Genomic DNA, 16,366 nt, shown 5'->3' with positions numbered 1-16,366 from the left:
CCACCAGCCGCAGGTCTTCGCGCAGACCCGCCTGCACGTCGAGCGCGAGCGCGAGCCCGAGATCGCCGGCGAGATGCCGTTCGTGGAATTCGTCGAACAGGATCGCGCCGACGTTTTCCAACATCGGATCGTCCTGCAGCATCCGTGTCAGGATGCCTTCGGTCACGACTTCGATCCGCGTCTTCGCGGTGATCTTGTTCTCGAAACGGATGCGATAACCGACGGTGTCGCCCACCGCTTCGCCCAACTGCCCGGCCATGAACTGCGCTGCCGCGCGCGCGGCCACGCGGCGCGGTTCCAGCATCACGATCTTCCGCCCGCGCAGCCAGTCGGCATCCAGCAGCGCCAGCGGCACCTGGGTGGTCTTGCCTGCGCCGGGCGGTGCTTCCAATACGAGACGCGTGCCGGTTTGCAACGTCCGCCGGATCTCCGGCAACAGTTCGACGATGGGGAATGCGGCGTGCGGCGTCATCGCACAAGGCTAACAGGACACGTGTGCGCGCCGTCTGTCGGGCCGCCCCCGCGCCCCGCGCGAATTAGGTGGCGGCTGTCATGACCCTCGGCTAGATTGCGGCCTCCACCCCGGAAGGAAGGTTCTCATGTCGCGTGCGTATACCTCGCTGTGCCCTTTGGCCTGCGCCCTGCTCCTCGCAAGCGGCGGCGCCCAGGCCGCCGTTTTCATCAATGAATTCCATTACGACGATTCCACGTCGTCCGGCGACACCGGCGAGCGCATCGAAGTCGTCGCCACTGCGGGCGAAACGCTCAGCGCCTACCGTGTCTATCTCTACAACGGCGCAACGCCCACCGCTGCCATCACCTACGACAACGACCTCGTGCCCGCAGGCAGCCTGGTCACCTGCGGCGGCCAGGTGCGCATCGCCACCCTGACCTACGCGACCAACGGCATCCAGAACGGCACCAACGACGGTATGGCATTGGTGGACCCGAGCGGTCAGGTCGTGCAGTTCATCAGCTACGAAGGCCAGATCAAGGCCAGCGCCGGTCCGGCCGCCGGCCTGACCAGCACCAATCTGTCGGTGTCCGAAACCGGTTCCGACGCCGCCGGAAAATCGCTGCGGCTCGCCGGCAGCGGCACCACATACGCCAACTTCACCTGGCAGGCACCGGCCACCGCCACCTTCGGCACCTGCAACACCGGACAGACGTTCTCGACGATCCCGCCGAACACCCCGCCTGCCGTCACCGGCACCACGCCGACCGCCGGTTCGACCTCGTTCCCGGCCGCCGGCAATCTGGCCGCGACCTTCAGCGAAACGGTCACCGCCGCCGCTGGCGCGTTCACGCTCTCCTGCGCATCGTCCGGTGCGGTGGCGCTGACCTATCCGGGCAGCGGCAGCAACTTCTCGATCTCCACCAACACCGCGCTGATCGCCGGCGAAGCCTGCACCTTCACGATCGTGGCCAACAACATCACCGATGCGGGCGGCGCCAAGCCGGCCGCGAACACGGTGGTGAACTTCAACGTCGCCTCCGGCGGCGGCGGCGGCACCGGCTATTACGCGCACGTCAACACCAGCAGCGCCTCGCAGCTGCGCTGCTCGTTGCACGCGACGATCAAGGGCCACACCGCGTATCCGTACAGCGGCGGCACCACCAACACCTGGACGATCCTCGAAATCGCCGACGAAGATCCGTTGAACTCCACCAAGGTGCTGGACGTCTATCGCAACCACAGCTACACGAAGGTCACCAGCCGCGCCGGCACCGGCACCGGCCTGACCTACAACCGCGAGCACACGTGGCCGAAGTCGCTGGGCTTCAGCGCGGAAACCGGCAACCTCGGTCTGCCGAACTCGCCGCACACCGACACCCACATGCTGTACGCGTCGGACACCAACTACAACTCGGATCGCGGCAACAAGCCGTACGGCAACTGCAGCGGCTGCACCGAGCGCGCCACCGAAGCCTACAACGGCGCCGGCGGCGGCACGGGCGTGTATCCGGGCAACTCCAACTGGTTCAACGCCAGCTACTTCCAGACCTGGGGCAAGCGCAAGGGCGACGTGGCGCGCGCGGTGATGTACATGGCCGTCCGCTACGAAGGCGGCACCCACCCGACCACCGGCCAGAACGAACCGGATCTGGAACTGACCGACAACCCGAGCCTGATCGTGGGCACGTCGAGCTCCCCGGCCTACATGGGTCTGATGTCGACCCTGCTCGCATGGCACCAGGCTGATCCGCCGGATGCCCGCGAACTGGCGCGCAACGAAGTGATCTACAGCTTCCAGGGCAACCGCAACCCGTTCATCGATCACCCGGAATGGGCCACCTCGGGTCTGTTCACCTCGGCCAAGCCGCCGACCTGCCAGCTGAACTGATCGACACGACATTGCCGTGATGTGCGAAAACGCCGGCGAGAGATCGCCGGCGTTTTTTGTTACGTCGGTGACGTCCGTCATCCAGCGTCCTATGTGCCGGCACGTGGTATTCGTTCGCTGTACAACCCGGGATGTCGCAGCGGATGATCGAACCTTCTGAAAAGCGCAATGCCAACCGTTGCCGATCGTGCTGGAAGACCTGGATGTCGAAAGCGCGACGTTTCCACTTGCGATGCGGTGATGGCTTGCCTCGCCTGGCATTCATCGGCCTGTTTTGTGCACTGCAGACCGGGTGCTCTCCTGATGCGGCGGTAGGTGCCAATGCGCGACAAGGCGTCACCCTTGTCCTTCAAAATGCGACGCTGATCGATGCCGAAGGCGGACCGGCGCGCAAGGGCATGTCCGTGGTCATCAGCGACGGCAACATCGTGAACATCGAGAAGTCGGAACGTCTCCGATTGCAGCCAGGATGGCAGGTCGAATCACTGGAAGGGCAGTTCCTGCTGCCTGGACTGATCGACACGCATGCGCATGCCACCTTTCTGCGCGATCCGGAACATTTCGCCGGTTACGACCGTGCAACGACGGAACGCATCCTCAAGATCCTGCTGGCGCATGGCATTACCACCATTCGCAACCCGGCAGCACCGGAAGCCGAAGCGGTCGCGCTGCGTGAAGACATCCGTGCGGGTCGGGTGATTGGCCCACGGATATTGACCGCCGGACGACCGATCGACTGGGGCAACGAGCACACCCCCGAAGAAGCCCGTGCCGAGGTCGATCGACAGTCGGATGTCGGCGTGGACTACATCAAGGTCTATGCGAAGACCACCCCGAGACTGCTGCGGGCTGTCACCGATGCGGCGCACGCGCGCGGCCTGCCGGTGGTCGGTCACCTGCAGACGATCACGCCCGAGGAAGCGGTCGATGCCGGGATCGATGCGATCACGCATGGCGCGACCTGGACGACGGCACTGCTTCCCATCTCTCGACGCGAAGCGTATCGCGCACGAAAACGCGAAGTGGGCGGCTTACGCGCCAGGATCGACTGGTTGGCATGGGTTGATCTCGACGGGCCCGAGATCGATCGCACTGTCCGCGCGGTTGCCGCAGCGCGGACACCCATTGATCCGACGTTGATCGCTTACATCACGAAATTCCGCGGGCGGGATCACCGATACAGGAACAGTCCTTATCTGGATGTCGCCCCCAAAGAGGTGTTGCAGACCTGGGACGGCTGGCTGGACGACTGGTCCGCTGGCGATATCGAACGCGGGACGGCCGTATGGCCGCGCATGCTCGCACTGGTGAAACGGTACTACGATGCCGGCGCGCTGCTCACCACCGGCTCCGATTTCCCGAATCCATACGTGATTCCAGGCGCGGGGCTGCACGATGAAATGGCGCTGCTGGTAGAGGCGGGCATTCCACCTGCCGACGTGCTCCGGATCGCGACCCGCAATGGCGCCGAGTCGCTCGATCTGCTCGACGAAATCGGCACCATTGCCATCGGGAAGCGCGCGGATCTGGTCGTGCTCCGCGCGGACCCGACCCGGGACATCGCCAATATCCGCCGGATCAGCAAGGTATATCTGGGCGGCAAAGCGCTTCTTCCTGCGCGATTGCTGCACGAAGCGGGGGTCGGCAACCCATACGATGAACCGATAGCGCATCGTTGATACGGCTTTGGCATCGCACTCGCAGGTGCAGCATCGACATGACCGCTGCGATCTACGGCATGAACCTATCGCCTTCGGCATTCCCTACATTTGTCGATTGGATATACAGGCAACGCAATCCAACACACCGCAGGCCACAACCGTGATCAAAACCATTCTCGCCGGGCTTACGTATTTCGCCATCGTGCTCGGGACAGGATTCGTACTCGGCGTCTTCCGTGTTCCTTTCCTCGTGCCGCGGATCGGCGAGCGCTGGGCTGAACTCGCGGAGATGCCGATCATGGCGGTCGTCATCTTTCTCGCTGCGGGCTTCATCCTGCGTCACTTTCCGGTCATCCGTTCCTCCGGTCGTTCCCTGGCCGCCGGGTTTCTTGCGCTAGCGTTGACGGTCTGCGCGGAGCTGGGTCTTGCGGTGGCCCTGCAGGATCGGACGCTGTCCGAATTCATCGACAGCAGGGACAAGGTTTCGGGTTCGGTCTATCTGTTGCTGCTGCTGGTCTTCGCGATCATGCCGCGACTTCGTCTTCGGCGGCATGCACAGGCCGCCGCCGAAAGCAGCGAGGAGTAGCGGGTCTCCCGCTCCGCGAGCGCATCGCCGCGCCCGGATCGCTCCGGGCGCGCCTTCGAGCTTGTCGATGTCTCACGGTTGTAAAAAAGCATCCGCCGGGAACCTCAGCGTCGCAGCGCTTCCTGCATGCGCTGGGCACCGCGCACGTTGGGCGCTTTCATTGCCGCTGACGTCGCTGCATCCGCCGGCAGCACCGGCTTCAGCCGTGTGCCTTGATTGCCGGCAGTGACCACATTGACCAGCGCGCGGATGTCGTTGACGTCGTTGACGACGCGGGTATTCAGATCGTCGACCAGCAGGACACCCGCGACCTGGTTGACGCGGTCCACCCATGGCGTGAAGCCGAACGCGCCGGGGCTGGAGACGATCAGCGGCGACGACGGGTCGATCCACTGGCCCAGGCCGTAACCGAAGCCGGTGGACGTCGGCGGACGCGAAACATCCACGGTACCGACCGTACGATCAACAGCCATCAGCTCGATGGTGGCGCGGCTGAGGAAACGCCGGCTGGGCAGGCACGACAGCAGCAGCGTGTTGTCGAGACAGCCGTAGGCCAGCACCATGTCGACCACTTTGCCGTAGTCCTCCAGCGTGCTGCGGACACCACCGGCGATGCGCGGATTGTCGGTGCGCACGTAGCCCGGCGCGGTGGAAGACGTGGCGAAGTCGGTGGCGTTCATGCCCAGCGGCGTGACCATTTCGGCGATGAAGATATCGTCCCAGGCCTTGCCGCTGGCCAGCTCGGCCATGCGTCCGGCGACCTGCATCGAATTGCCGCCGTAGGAGAAGACCGTGCCGGGTTGGCCGATCAGCGGCTGCTGCAGGATACGGTTCGCGCAGGTCTCGAGCGTGTACTGCGGGTTGGACATGCAGACATCGTCGCCGCCGGGCAGGGCGCTGGTATGCGAGAACAGCTGCGCGAGCGTGATCGAGCGCTTCGATGCTTCGACCGTCGGGAAATACTGGCCGACGGTGTCGGTCCAGCGCAGCTGGCCTTTCTCGACCACCCGCGCGACGGTCAGCGCCGACAGCCATTTGCTGGCCGAGGCGATGCGGATCCGCGTGCCCAGCGTGTAGCCGCCGAACGCGCGGCGGTAGACCACATTGCCGGCCTTGTTCACGCGCAGCGATGCGCCGTCGAGACCGTAGGTCTGCACGAAGCTCTGCATCTCGGCGGTGACCGGAGCGAAGTTGTAGTTGGGCACCGCGTGCACGGCGCCCGAAGCGCCGGCCAGTACGGTGAAGACGAAAGCGAAGATCGAGTGACGGTTCATGCGGGGCTCCTTGGCGGATATCGATGCGGTGTTGCATCGTGGTCCAGTGGTGATCAGCGGCGTCCGGAAGCGGATGCCTTCATCGGTTGCGGAATGGCTTTCCCTGCGCTGCGTTGCGCATCGGCCGGCAATTGCGCCGGCAGGGTCGGCTGCAGGCGGCGCCCCTGACCATCGGCGGTCACCACATCGATCAGTGCGCGGATGTCGTTGATGTCGTCGACCAGGCGCACGTTGAGATCATCGACCAGCAGGACACCGGCGATACGTTTGTTCCAGTCGACCCAGGGCGTGAATCCCACGCCGCCCGGGCTCGAGACGATCGATGGCGACGATGGATCGATCCACTGACCGAGGCCGTAACCGAAGCCGGTCGCGGTCGGCGGCCGATACAGGGACACCGTGCCGACGCTGCGATCGAGCGCCATGAAGGCAATGGTCGACGGCTGCAGAAAGCGACCATCGGCGGCGCAACTGCCATTGGGACGGACGCGCAGGCAGCCCTGCGCCAGCACCATGTCCACCACCTTGCCGTAGTCCTCCAGCGTGCTGCGCACGCTGCGGTCGATGGTGGGGTTGTTGTTGCGCACATAGCCCGGCGCGGTGGATTCACCGGAGTAGTCGGTGCCGGTCATGCCGAACGGCGCGATCATCTCGGCGATGAAGATGTCGTCCCAGGCCTTGCCGGTGGCGATCTCCGCCATCCGTCCGGCCACCTGCATCGAATTGCCGCCATAGGCGAACACCGTTCCGGGCTGGCCGATCATCGGCTGCTGGAGGATGTGGTATGCGCAGCTCGTCAGCGTGTAGAACGCATTCGACAGACAGCTGTCCTCTTCGTAGGCGAGGCCGCTGGTGTGAGAGAAGAGTTGTTGCAGCGTGATGCCGCGCTTGGCCGGTTCGGCGTTGGGGAAATACTGGCCGACCGTGTCGCCCCAACGCATCTGGCCTTTCTCGACCAGGCGCGCGATGGTCAGCGCCGACAGCCACTTGCTGGCGGAAGCGATGCGCACGCGGGTGCCGAGGGTGTAGCCGCCGAACGCGCGGCGGTACACCACGTTGTCGGCCTTGTTGACGCGCAGCGATGCACCGTCGAGCTGGTGCGCCTGCACGAACGACTGCATCCCGGCAGTGACCGGGGAAAAATCGTAGATCGGCGCCGCATGTGCGGCACCGGCCGCGCCGGAGAGCGCGGTCGCGGCAAACGTGGAGAACAAGGCGGAGAACAGGGTTCGCAACACGGCACGTCTTCCTTGGTTGAGGGACGCGACCATGAACGCGGGCAATGCATGCCGGGTTGACGTTTGCGGCGGTCGAAGATGTAAGCAATTGTTTCGGGCTGCCGGCGGCGGCCGGTGGAGCGATGATCGACGGAACGCATGCGGCGTTTCCGTACAATGACGGTTCAATCCTCACGGACTTGCGCATGACCCTGATCGACATCGGCGCCAATCTCACCCACGACAGTTTCGATCACGATCGCGAGGCCGTGCTGCAGCGCGCGCGCGAGGCGGGCGTGACGAAGATGATCGTCACCGGCGCCAGTCGCGAACATTCGCCCAAAGCCCTGCTGCTGGCGCGGACGTTTCCGGGCGTACTGTTCGCCACCGCCGGCGTGCATCCGCACCACGCGGTGGAATACACCGACGAATGCGACGCAGAGATGCGCGAACTGCACACGCACGCGGAGGTGGTGGCGGTGGGCGAATGCGGGCTGGACTACAACCGCGATTTCTCGCCGCGCCCGGCGCAGCGCAGGGCGTTCGAGCGGCAACTGCAGCTGGCTTCCGAACTCGGCGCGCCGGAATCGCGCAAGCCATTGTTCCTGCATCAGCGCGATGCGCACGACGATTTCATGGCGATGATGAAGAATTTCGACGATCGCCTCGGCCCGGCGGTGGTGCACTGTTTCACCGGCACCCGCAGGGAATTGTTCGACTACCTCGACCAGGACTGGCACATCGGCATCACCGGCTGGCTCTGCGACGAGCGTCGCGGTACCCACCTGCGCGAACTGGTGAAGCACATTCCGGCGCAGCGTCTGATGATCGAAACCGATGCGCCGTACCTGCTGCCGCGCACGGTCAAGCCATCGCCTTCGCATCGACGCAACGAGCCGATGTACCTCGCGCATATCGTCGAAGAACTCGCGCGCGATCGCGGCGAGACGGTCGCGACCGTCGCCGCCGCGACAAGCGCGACGGCGATGGCGTTTTTCAAGCTTTCTGGTAGCGCCGATCAGCAGTCGGCGGCACAGTCGTAGTAGTTGGTGCGGCACATGTCGTAACACCAGCCCTGCCCGGGCGTGCACGAGTACCAGCAGTCGGTGTACTCGGTCTGGCACATCCTGATGCACTGGTTGCCGGCGGCAGCCGTGGTCGTCGACATCGACATGCCCAGGCCGGCCGCCATCGCCATCATGCTGGCAGGACCCACGTTTTCGTCTTCATCGTCCTTCTCCTTCCGAGTACGATCGACTCTATTGGAAGCCGGATCAAAGAGTTCCAGCTATTTTTTATCGTGGTGATCTAAGCGAGCCTACAAATCAAAAAGTTACTGGCCGCAGGCTTGAAAGCAAGCGCTACGCTGCTCTAAGCATTGATTCTCTGGGAAACCACTTCTAATACACCCAAGGTATTTATTACCGCAATCTAAGGTGCATTTATCACCGATAAATATTTGGCTTTCGTCTTTTGCAAACGATGTACTCATTCCCAATCCTGTTGAAAATGCAAGTACGGCGGCCCACAACAGCGTTCTGGTTTTCACTTCACACTCTCCTTATCGATATATGGGCCGCTAAAAGGTCGGGCCCGTTGACCTTACCTTTGTGCGCCAATTGCTTTCAAAGCTTCCAGGATCGCCGTCTCGCGATAACCATCGATCCGGCGATCGCCGATGTACACCAAGGGCACGCCGATGCCGCCCTTCGCGGCGAACTCGTCGTTGGCGGTCTTCGATTTGTCGATCTGGTATTCGGTGTACTTCACGCCCTTCGCGGCGAACAGCGCTCGCGCCTGCGCGCAAAAGGGGCAGGTGCTGGTGGTGTAGATCACCACGTCGTTGCCGACTTTCGCGTACAGCGCATCGTGATCGCCGGTGGTGTACTCCTTCGGCGGAAACACGGTGTTGTAGAGCGCGACCGCTTTCGGCCCGCCGTACAGGCCGGCCATGAAAAACGCGGGGATCAACAGCAGCGGCAGGAATTTCCTCAGCCTGTTCAGCATCGCCTTCTCCTTGGCGGGGTTGCGATATCGCAACCCTGTCGATGTCGGTCGAACTTACTCCCGGCGATGCGCGGGCGCACGCTGCACCGCGCCATGCAGGATGGCCGTTCAGCGCACGGTGTTCTCGCGCTCTTTCTTGCCGCTGAACAGTTTGCGCACCAGCGCGATCAGGCCGATGAACAGGAACACGATGAACTTCTTGCCGGCGAGCAGCAGCACGCCGAGCTTGGCGAGCAGGCCGGTCTTGGCGGCGATGCCGCCGCCGATCAGCGCTGCGACGCCATAACCGGCCAGTTTGTCGTTGCCGGCATCGTAGTCGGCATAGCGCGCGCCGGAATCGAATTCGGCCATCGGCAACAGCTGTTGCATGCCGGTCTGCACCGCACTGAGCTCGGACATTCCGGCGACCGCGTTCAGGCTGAGAAAACCACGGCGGCCGAGTACGCGCACATCATAGTTGAGGGTGTGCTGCTCGTTGCCCTGGAATGCGATTTCCTTCGCCCAGTAGAGTTTCTTGCTGGCGGTGTCGTAACGCGGCGGAACCGCCCAGCCGACCAGCTCCACTGGTTCGTAACCGGCCTCCTTGCGCGCCGCGTTCTCTTCCTGCGTCGCCTTCTTCAGCTCGACGAGCATGGCGTTGTAATCGGTTTTCGCCGCATCCTCGTCCGCGACGTAGCCCTCGTCGGAATACGTGACCACCACCGCCCAGGATTTCTCGCTGTCGAGCGGTGCGGACGTGGGCACGATCAGGCCGAGGATGCTGTCGTCCGGAGGGTTTCCCCAGAATTCCTCGAGCACGCGGCGTGCATCGGTTTTTTCGAGATAGCGGAACTGCGAGCCCAGGCGGAATCGCGCTTCGGCTTCGGAGACGGGGACATCGCCGCTGCGGAACTTCAACGAAGCCATGAAGGTTTTCAGCTGCGCGGCGGCCTCGTCGGGCGTCTGTGCGGACACCCTCTGGCCGAACGACAGCGCGATCGCGACCAGCGCGACCCATCCCCATTTCCTGAACATGACGACCCCGATCGATGAGCGCCCCCGCGCCCGTGGCGGAAGTGTGCCGCGAGCGAGCGCGCAGCGCCAGAAGAATTCAGTAAACCGCCAGATCGCCGCAGCCGGCCATCGCCGATTCGCCCTGCAGCGCGATCTTCACCCGCTGCGGGTGGACGACATCGGCATCGTCGGTGCAGGCTGCGGTGACGATTTCGACCCGGATCGCTTGCTTGCCTTTGGCGGTGTCGAGCGTGCCGTCGAGTGCGATCGGTGCGCCGCGCGCCGGTCCGGGCGTGTCGCGATAGAACAGCGTGCCGTCCGCTTCGTGCGTGCCCATGCCCCATGCCAGATGCACGCGGTGGCGCAGGCCGTCCGCGGTCGGCCCGCCCTCGCTCTGGATCTCGATGTTGAAGTGCTCGCCCAGGCCCCTGAACGCGGCCACCGGGCTGACCTTGTCCACCATGTCGGCCGAGATCTTGCCGGAGGCGCCGGGCGGCGGCGGCGACGCCTGCGGCGGATCCGTGGGCGGTGCGGCGGCGGCCTGCGGCTGGGTGGCCGTGCACGCGGTCAATGCGGCGATCAGTACAACGGCAGTGCAGGTGGGGATTCGCATGGTTCGCTCCTGGCGTCTGGACGGTCGCGATAACGGGCCGGTGAAGGTCTCGGGGTCAGCTGCGCATCCCGACGCCGCGCTTCAACAGCCACAGGCCCAGTGCGCCCAGCACCACCACGAAGCCCAGCATCAGCGCATAGGCCAGCCACAGCGGCACGTCGGACACGCCCAGCAGGCCGTAGCGGAACGCGTTGACCATGTAGAAGATCGGGTTGAGATGGGTCGCGGCTTCGGCCCAGTCGGGCAGCAGCTTCACCGAATAGAACACGCCGCCGAGATACGTGAGCGGGGTGAGGATGAAGGTCGGCACGATCGCGATGTCGTCGAACTTCTTCGCGTACACCGCGTTGACGAAACCGGCGAGGGCGAAGATGGTCGCGCCCAGCAGCACCGTGGTCAGGGTGACGAACGGATGCGGCATGCGCACGTGGGTGAAGAACATCGCGATCACCAATACGATCGCGCCGACCATCAGCCCGCGCAGCACCGCGCCGGCGACGTAGCCGCCGAGGATCACCCACGACGGCATCGGACTGACCAGCAATTCCTCGATGTGGCGGCCGAATTTGGCGCCGAAGAAGCTCGACGAGATGTTGCCGTAGCTGTTCTGGATGATGCTCATCATCACCAGCCCGGGAACGATGAAGTCCATGTACTTGATGCCGTCCATCTCGCCGACGCGCGAACCGATCAGGCCGCCGAAGATCAGGAAATACAGGGTCATGGTGATCGCGGGCGGGACCAGGGTCTGGCCCCAGATGCGCAGGATCCGCGCCACTTCGCGACGGACGATGGTGTACAGCGCGACGCGCTGGCGCTGGCCGATGCTCATCTCGACGGAAACGTTCTCCTGCGCACTCATGCCGCCACCGCCTTTGCGCTGTCGTTGCCGGTGAGCCGCACGAACAGCTCCTCCAGCCGGTTGGTCTTGGTGCGCATCGAGCGCACGCGGATCCCGGCGGCATCCAGCGCGGCGAACACCTGGTTCAATTCCATCGCGCGCGGTTTTTCGATATCGATGGTGTGATCGTCTTCGGCCAGCAGCGTCGCGCCTTCGATCCTCGGCAGCTCGGCCGGGAGCATGTGCTCGATATCCAGCAGGAAGCCTTCGACATCGAGTTTCGCCAGCAGCGCCTTCATCGGACCTTCCTCGACGATCCGGCCCTTGTCGATGATCGCGAGGTTGCGGCAGAGGCTTTCGGCCTCTTCCAGATAATGCGTGGTCAGGATGATGGTGGTGCCCGAGGCGTTGATCTCCTTCAGCGTCTTCCACATGCCGCGGCGGATTTCGATATCGACGCCGGCGGTGGGCTCGTCGAGGATCAGCAGGCGCGGGCTGGTCATCATCGCGCGGGCGATCATCAGCCGCCGTTTCATGCCGCCGGAGAGCGTACGGCTCATCTTGTCGGCCTTGTCCCACAGCTGCGCTTCCTTCAGCACCCGCTCGGCGCGTTCGCGGGCGATCGTGCGCGGCACGCCATAGAAGCCGGCGTAGTTCACGCAGATGTCGAACGGCTTCTCGAACATGTTGAAGTTGATTTCCTGCGGCACCAGGCCGATCAGGCGCATCGCCGCGTCGCGGTCGGCGGCGATGTCGACGCCGAAGATGCGGACTTCGCCCGACGTCTTGTTGACCAGCGAACTGGTGATGCCGATCAGGGTCGACTTGCCGGCGCCGTTGGGGCCGAGCAATGCGTAGAAATCGCCCGGCAAGACATCCAGCGATACGCCCTTGAGGGCTTCGACGCCGTTGTCGTAGGTCTTGCGCAGGTCGCGGATCGAAAGCGCCGGCAGATGGGTGCCGGAAGCGGAGTCTGGAAGCATGGGGGTCCTCACTCCGCCGCAGGGAGGGGAACAGAACGGCGGAACCGCTAGTATAGGCGGCCATGCCCGGCTGCCTGGATGTCTTCGCCCGGCAACACTCCTTCCCACAGAGTCGCCCTGTGTCCGCTCATTTCCCGCTCAAACTCGTCGCCCGCCGGATGTTGGCCCCCACCGTCGCCCATCTCGGCTTCGTCCGCGACGATGGCGCACCGCTGGATTACATCCCCGGCCAGTTCCTGCAGGTGCATTTCCACTACGCCGACGGCACCGCGACCAAGCGCAGCTACTCGCTCGCCACCCAGCACGATCATGCGCTGGCGCCGGGCGATGCGGTCGAGATCGCGGTCAGTTACGTGGCCGGCGGCGCGGCGACCATGCTGTTCGAAGGCCTGGCGCTGGGCGGCACGATCACCGCCAGCGGCCCCTACGGCCGCTTCTGCCTGATGCCCGCCGACGCCAACCGCCGCTATCTGCTGATCGGCACCGGTACCGGCGTCACCCCGTACCGCGCGATGCTGCCGCAGCTGGCGGCGCAGATCGCGGGACGCGGGATCGAAGTCGTCCTGCTGTTCGGCGCGCGCACGCCCGAGGAGCTGCTGTACGGCGACGAATTCCGCGCTTTCGCCGACGCGCACACGAACTTCCGCTTCGTGCCCTGCTTCTCGCGCGAACTGCCCGCCGAGGGCTCGCCGCACGCGCATGCCGACGTGCGCAAAGGCTATGTGCAGGACCAGCTCGCCGAATTCGCGCCGCAGGCCGAAGGCGACATCGCCTACCTCTGCGGCAACCCGAACATGGTCGACGCCTGTTTCGAGACGCTGAAAAGCCACCACCTGCCGGTCTCGCACATCCGTCGCGAAAAGTACGTCAGCAGCAAGTAACGCCGCTTTCCATCCAGCGCGGCACGAATCGTTCCGTGATGCCAACGGCCCATCAGAGGATCGCGATGTCGGAAACGATCCAGACCCTTTCGCTGTTTCCGCCAGCGGAAGAGGACCTATCCGCTGTGCCGAGCCGGCACAGGCCTGTCGGGTTTCCCTTGCGGTTCGCTGCGTGGGTGGTCACGGGCGTCATCCTCGGCCCGCTGATCGCCCACGATTGGCCCGACACGCCATTCGTCGCGATGGTCGCCGAAGGCGGGTGGCTCCGCTTCCTGTTCACGTTGTCGATCGCTCTGGGAGCGTTGTGGCTGTCGGCTGCACTGCAGATCGTCTTTCACGAACTGGGTCACATGGCCTTCGGGATCGCATGCGGCATGCGGCCTCTCGCGATCAGCTTCGGGCCCTGTCTTTTCGTACGTCACACCAGCGGTTGGCGCCAGCATCCCCCGATGGTCGTCAAAGGGATCGGGGGCTTCGCAATGATGCTGCCCAGGCCGGATCGTACTTTCGGCAACGGCAGCATGATGCTGTTCGTGCTGGGCGGCGCGACGATGAACCTGCTGCTGGCGACCGCCGGCTTCGTCGTACTGCAGCAGATGACGTCGGCGCCTGTGGAGATGCGGATCGCTGTCGCTCTGTTCGCGTTGTCGGGATTGCTGTTCGCGGCGATGAGTCTCACCCCCAGGCTGTCGCATGGCTGGATGACCGACGGACGCTGGCTGCTTGAAGCGCTGCGCGGCACGGAACAGTCGCGCATCCTGCGCGACAGCATGCGCATTTCGGCGCTCTCCCTGTCGGGTGTACGGCCTTCCGCGTGGCCATCGGTACTGCCGCACCCGTCGCTGCTGCCGGGCTTGTTCCCGGTCGTGGCCATGGAAGCGCTTGGACTGGAACTCCTGCGGGCCCTGGATCGCGGAGATCGCGCGACGGCGGATGTCCTGGCCCGGGCGTTGCACGGGCAATACCCGACTCTGTCCACTTTCCACCGGACATACGCGGCACTGTCGCTGGCCGTGTATGCGGCCGATGTCGATCCTTGCCCGGAACTGTTGGCCGCATGGATCGATAAAGCCAAGGGCGACACCATTCTGCCCGCGAATGGGCTGCGTTCGTGGTTGACTGCGGAACTGGCGATGCGCCATTCCGATCTGGACGGCGCTCGTGCCGCAGTCGCCCAAGCGCGCGAAGCACTCCGGATCGATGGCGATTCGGGGGAAACCGCTCTTATCATCGATCGGCTCGACCGGCTTCAGGACCGGTTGGTCGAAACATCGCAGTCACATCCTTCACCCTGACACGTCCAAGCACATGAAGCCGGGCAGCGCGCCCGATCGAACACCACCACCGAGATGCCTTCCATGTTCAAACCCCTGTTGCTGTGCTCACTCGCGCTGGCGCTCGCCGCCTGCGACGGGCAGGCTGAAAAGACCGCGGTTCCGAAGACCGACGCCAACGGCGATGTGCGCTACGGCGGCCTGGTGTTCAAGCCCTGCGCGCTGGGCGGCGATCGCGGCGAAGGCGTCGAAGCGCAGTGCGCTGTACTGCAGGCGCCGGAGAATCACGACGCGCCCAACGGCCGCAGGATTTCCCTGGCCGTGGCGATGATCCCCGCCAAGAGCCAGATCCAGTCGGACCCGGTGGTGATCATCGCCGGCGGGCCGGGGCAGTCGATCCTCGAAAGCTATCCGATGCTGCATCCGGCGCTGAGCGATGTCCGCCGCAATCGCAACATCCTGTTGATGGATGCGCGCGGCACCGGCGGCTCGCATCTGTTGCAGTGCGACGAAATCGTTTCTCTCGACGAAAACGCCGAGGACAGCGACGATCCCGCGAAACTGCGCGCATTGACCGAGCGCTGCCGCGATCGCCTGGCGAAGACCTCGGACCTGCGCTTCTACACCACCGCCGACCACATCCGCGACCTGGATCTGCTGCGCGCCACCATCGGCGTGGAACAGCTCAACGTCGCCGGCATTTCCTACGGCACCCGCGTCGCTCAGCAATACGCGGCCCGCTATCCGGAACACACCCGCACCGTCACCCTCGACTCGATCGCGCCGAACACGCTGGTGCTGGGCCAGGAGCACGCGCTCAATCTGGATACGGCGATCAAGAAGCAGTTCGCGCGCTGCGTGGCGGATGCGGCCTGCAAACGCAACATCGGCGATCCCGATGCATTGCTGATCAAGGTGCGGACGACGCTGCAGGCAGGTGGCCTTGCCGCGGTGCGTTATCGCGATCCGACCAATGGCGAATGGCGCGAAGAAGTGCCGCAGTTCGGGCATCTCGGCAGTCTGCTGCGGTTCTACGCGTACCGTCCGGAATCGGCATCGATGCTGCCATTGATCCTGCACGACGCTGCGCTGGGCCGCTACGAAACACTGTTGTCGCAGTCGCGCGCGCTGAGCGGCGATATCGGCGATTCGATGGCGCTGGGCATGCATCTGTCGGTGAGCTGCACCGAAGATCCGGAAATACGGCCGCGCCCGGAAGACGACAAGACGATCCTGGGCAACAGCATCGCCGAGTTCATCCAGGCGCAATGCGCCGTGTGGCCGAAAGGCACGCGCGATCCCGGCTTCCGCAAACCGTTGGCGGGCGATGTTCCGGTGCTGGCGATCAGCGGCGAGTACGACCCGGTCACGCCGCCGCGCTACGGCGACGAAGTGGTGAAGACGCTGCCGAACGGCCGTCATCTGGTGCTGCCGGGGCAGGGCCACAGCGTACTGACCACCGGCTGCATGCCGAAATTGTTCGCGCAGTTCGTGGAGACCGCCGATGCCAAGAAGATCGACGCCAGCTGCCTGAAACGCTTGAAGCCGACGCCGCCGTTCGCGGGCAATTACGGCTGGGAGCCTTGATCCGGCGCTGAAGCCCGAAGCCATGTTCCTCCTCTTGGTCTTTTTGGCCAAGGGCGGCGGATCATTCGCAAACGCTGCGGTGCGTGCGTCATCCACCTATTTTC

The 16,366-nt window shown here is 64.4% G+C and carries 15 protein-coding genes; 7 read left to right on the top strand and 8 right to left on the bottom strand.

What is annotated here, in order from left to right:
- Positions 1 to 599 precede the first annotated feature (599 nt).
- The 3 genes from HOP03_07820 to HOP03_07810 all read left to right on the top strand — a co-directional run bounded on the left by HOP03_07820 (position 600) and on the right by HOP03_07810 (position 4,592).
- Positions 600 to 2,345, top strand: a complete 1,746-nt coding sequence (locus HOP03_07820; protein ID NOT88074.1) for a ribonuclease — start codon at positions 600 to 602, stop codon at positions 2,343 to 2,345.
- 398 nt (positions 2,346 to 2,743) lie between these two features.
- Entirely contained in the window at positions 2,744 to 4,024 is a 1,281-nt protein-coding gene (locus HOP03_07815) for an amidohydrolase family protein (GenBank protein ID NOT88073.1), read from the top strand.
- Between the two features lie 142 nt (positions 4,025 to 4,166).
- On the top strand, positions 4,167 to 4,592 hold the full coding sequence (locus HOP03_07810; GenBank protein NOT88072.1) for a hypothetical protein: 426 nt from the start codon (positions 4,167 to 4,169) through the stop codon (positions 4,590 to 4,592).
- A gap of 104 nt (positions 4,593 to 4,696) precedes the next feature.
- Here HOP03_07810 and HOP03_07805 read toward each other — a convergent pair whose 3' ends face one another.
- Positions 4,697 to 5,866: a beta-lactamase family protein gene (locus HOP03_07805; protein ID NOT88071.1), complete on the bottom strand. Its 1,170-nt coding sequence runs from the start codon at positions 5,864 to 5,866 to the stop codon at positions 4,697 to 4,699.
- A 53-nt stretch (positions 5,867 to 5,919) separates the two neighbouring features.
- Entirely contained in the window at positions 5,920 to 7,104 is a 1,185-nt protein-coding gene (locus HOP03_07800; protein NOT88070.1) for a beta-lactamase family protein, read from the bottom strand.
- A 185-nt stretch (positions 7,105 to 7,289) separates the two neighbouring features.
- On the opposite strand from HOP03_07800, the gene HOP03_07795 reads away from it, so the two are divergent.
- Positions 7,290 to 8,126, top strand: coding sequence for a hydrolase TatD (locus HOP03_07795; protein ID NOT88069.1), 837 nt, complete (start codon positions 7,290 to 7,292; stop codon positions 8,124 to 8,126).
- Here the strand turns inward: HOP03_07795 and HOP03_07790 are convergent.
- The 6 genes from HOP03_07790 to HOP03_07765 all read right to left on the bottom strand — a co-directional run bounded on the left by HOP03_07790 (position 8,102) and on the right by HOP03_07765 (position 12,520).
- The gene (locus tag HOP03_07790; protein NOT88068.1) at positions 8,102 to 8,299 is read right to left on the bottom strand and encodes a hypothetical protein; all 198 of its coding nucleotides are present in this window, start codon (positions 8,297 to 8,299) and stop codon (positions 8,102 to 8,104) included. The two genes, HOP03_07795 and HOP03_07790, sit on opposite strands and share 25 nt — an antisense overlap.
- 386 nt (positions 8,300 to 8,685) lie before the next feature.
- Positions 8,686 to 9,090 carry a hypothetical protein gene (locus tag HOP03_07785; protein NOT88067.1) on the bottom strand — a complete coding sequence of 135 codons (405 nt, stop codon included), beginning with the start codon at positions 9,088 to 9,090 and terminating at the stop codon, positions 8,686 to 8,688.
- 108 nt (positions 9,091 to 9,198) lie between these two features.
- A complete protein-coding gene (locus HOP03_07780; GenBank protein NOT88066.1) occupies positions 9,199 to 10,104 on the bottom strand; it encodes a DUF2167 domain-containing protein in 906 nt (301 codons plus the stop codon).
- Positions 10,105 to 10,180: 76 nt separating this feature from the next.
- Positions 10,181 to 10,696 carry a hypothetical protein gene (locus tag HOP03_07775; protein NOT88065.1) on the bottom strand — a complete coding sequence of 172 codons (516 nt, stop codon included), beginning with the start codon at positions 10,694 to 10,696 and terminating at the stop codon, positions 10,181 to 10,183.
- A gap of 55 nt (positions 10,697 to 10,751) precedes the next feature.
- Positions 10,752 to 11,558 carry an ABC transporter permease gene (locus HOP03_07770; protein NOT88064.1) on the bottom strand — a complete coding sequence of 269 codons (807 nt, stop codon included), beginning with the start codon at positions 11,556 to 11,558 and terminating at the stop codon, positions 10,752 to 10,754.
- Complete coding sequence (locus tag HOP03_07765) at positions 11,555 to 12,520, bottom strand: ABC transporter ATP-binding protein (GenBank protein ID NOT88063.1); 966 nt, start codon at positions 12,518 to 12,520, stop codon at positions 11,555 to 11,557. The genes HOP03_07770 and HOP03_07765 overlap by 4 nt, the downstream gene beginning before the upstream one ends.
- A 62-nt stretch (positions 12,521 to 12,582) precedes the next feature.
- On the opposite strand from HOP03_07765, the gene HOP03_07760 reads away from it, so the two are divergent.
- The 3 genes from HOP03_07760 (at position 12,583) to HOP03_07750 (ending at position 16,262) form a co-directional block, all read left to right on the top strand.
- Positions 12,583 to 13,401 (top strand): ferredoxin--NADP reductase, encoded by an 819-nt coding sequence (locus HOP03_07760; GenBank protein ID NOT88062.1) that lies wholly within the window; start codon positions 12,583 to 12,585, stop codon positions 13,399 to 13,401.
- Positions 13,402 to 13,559: 158 nt separating this feature from the next.
- Entirely contained in the window at positions 13,560 to 14,696 is a 1,137-nt protein-coding gene (locus tag HOP03_07755) for a hypothetical protein (protein NOT88061.1), read from the top strand.
- 63 nt (positions 14,697 to 14,759) lie between these two features.
- Complete coding sequence (locus HOP03_07750) at positions 14,760 to 16,262, top strand: alpha/beta fold hydrolase (protein NOT88060.1); 1,503 nt, start codon at positions 14,760 to 14,762, stop codon at positions 16,260 to 16,262.
- The last annotated feature ends 104 nt before the right edge of the window (positions 16,263 to 16,366 follow it).

Origin of the sequence: Lysobacter sp. (genome assembly GCA_013141175.1) — a bacterium.
Lineage (GTDB): Bacteria > Pseudomonadota > Gammaproteobacteria > Xanthomonadales > Xanthomonadaceae > Lysobacter_I.
Note: the sequence above shows the minus strand (reverse complement) of the source record. Positions and strands in the feature narration are given on the sequence as shown.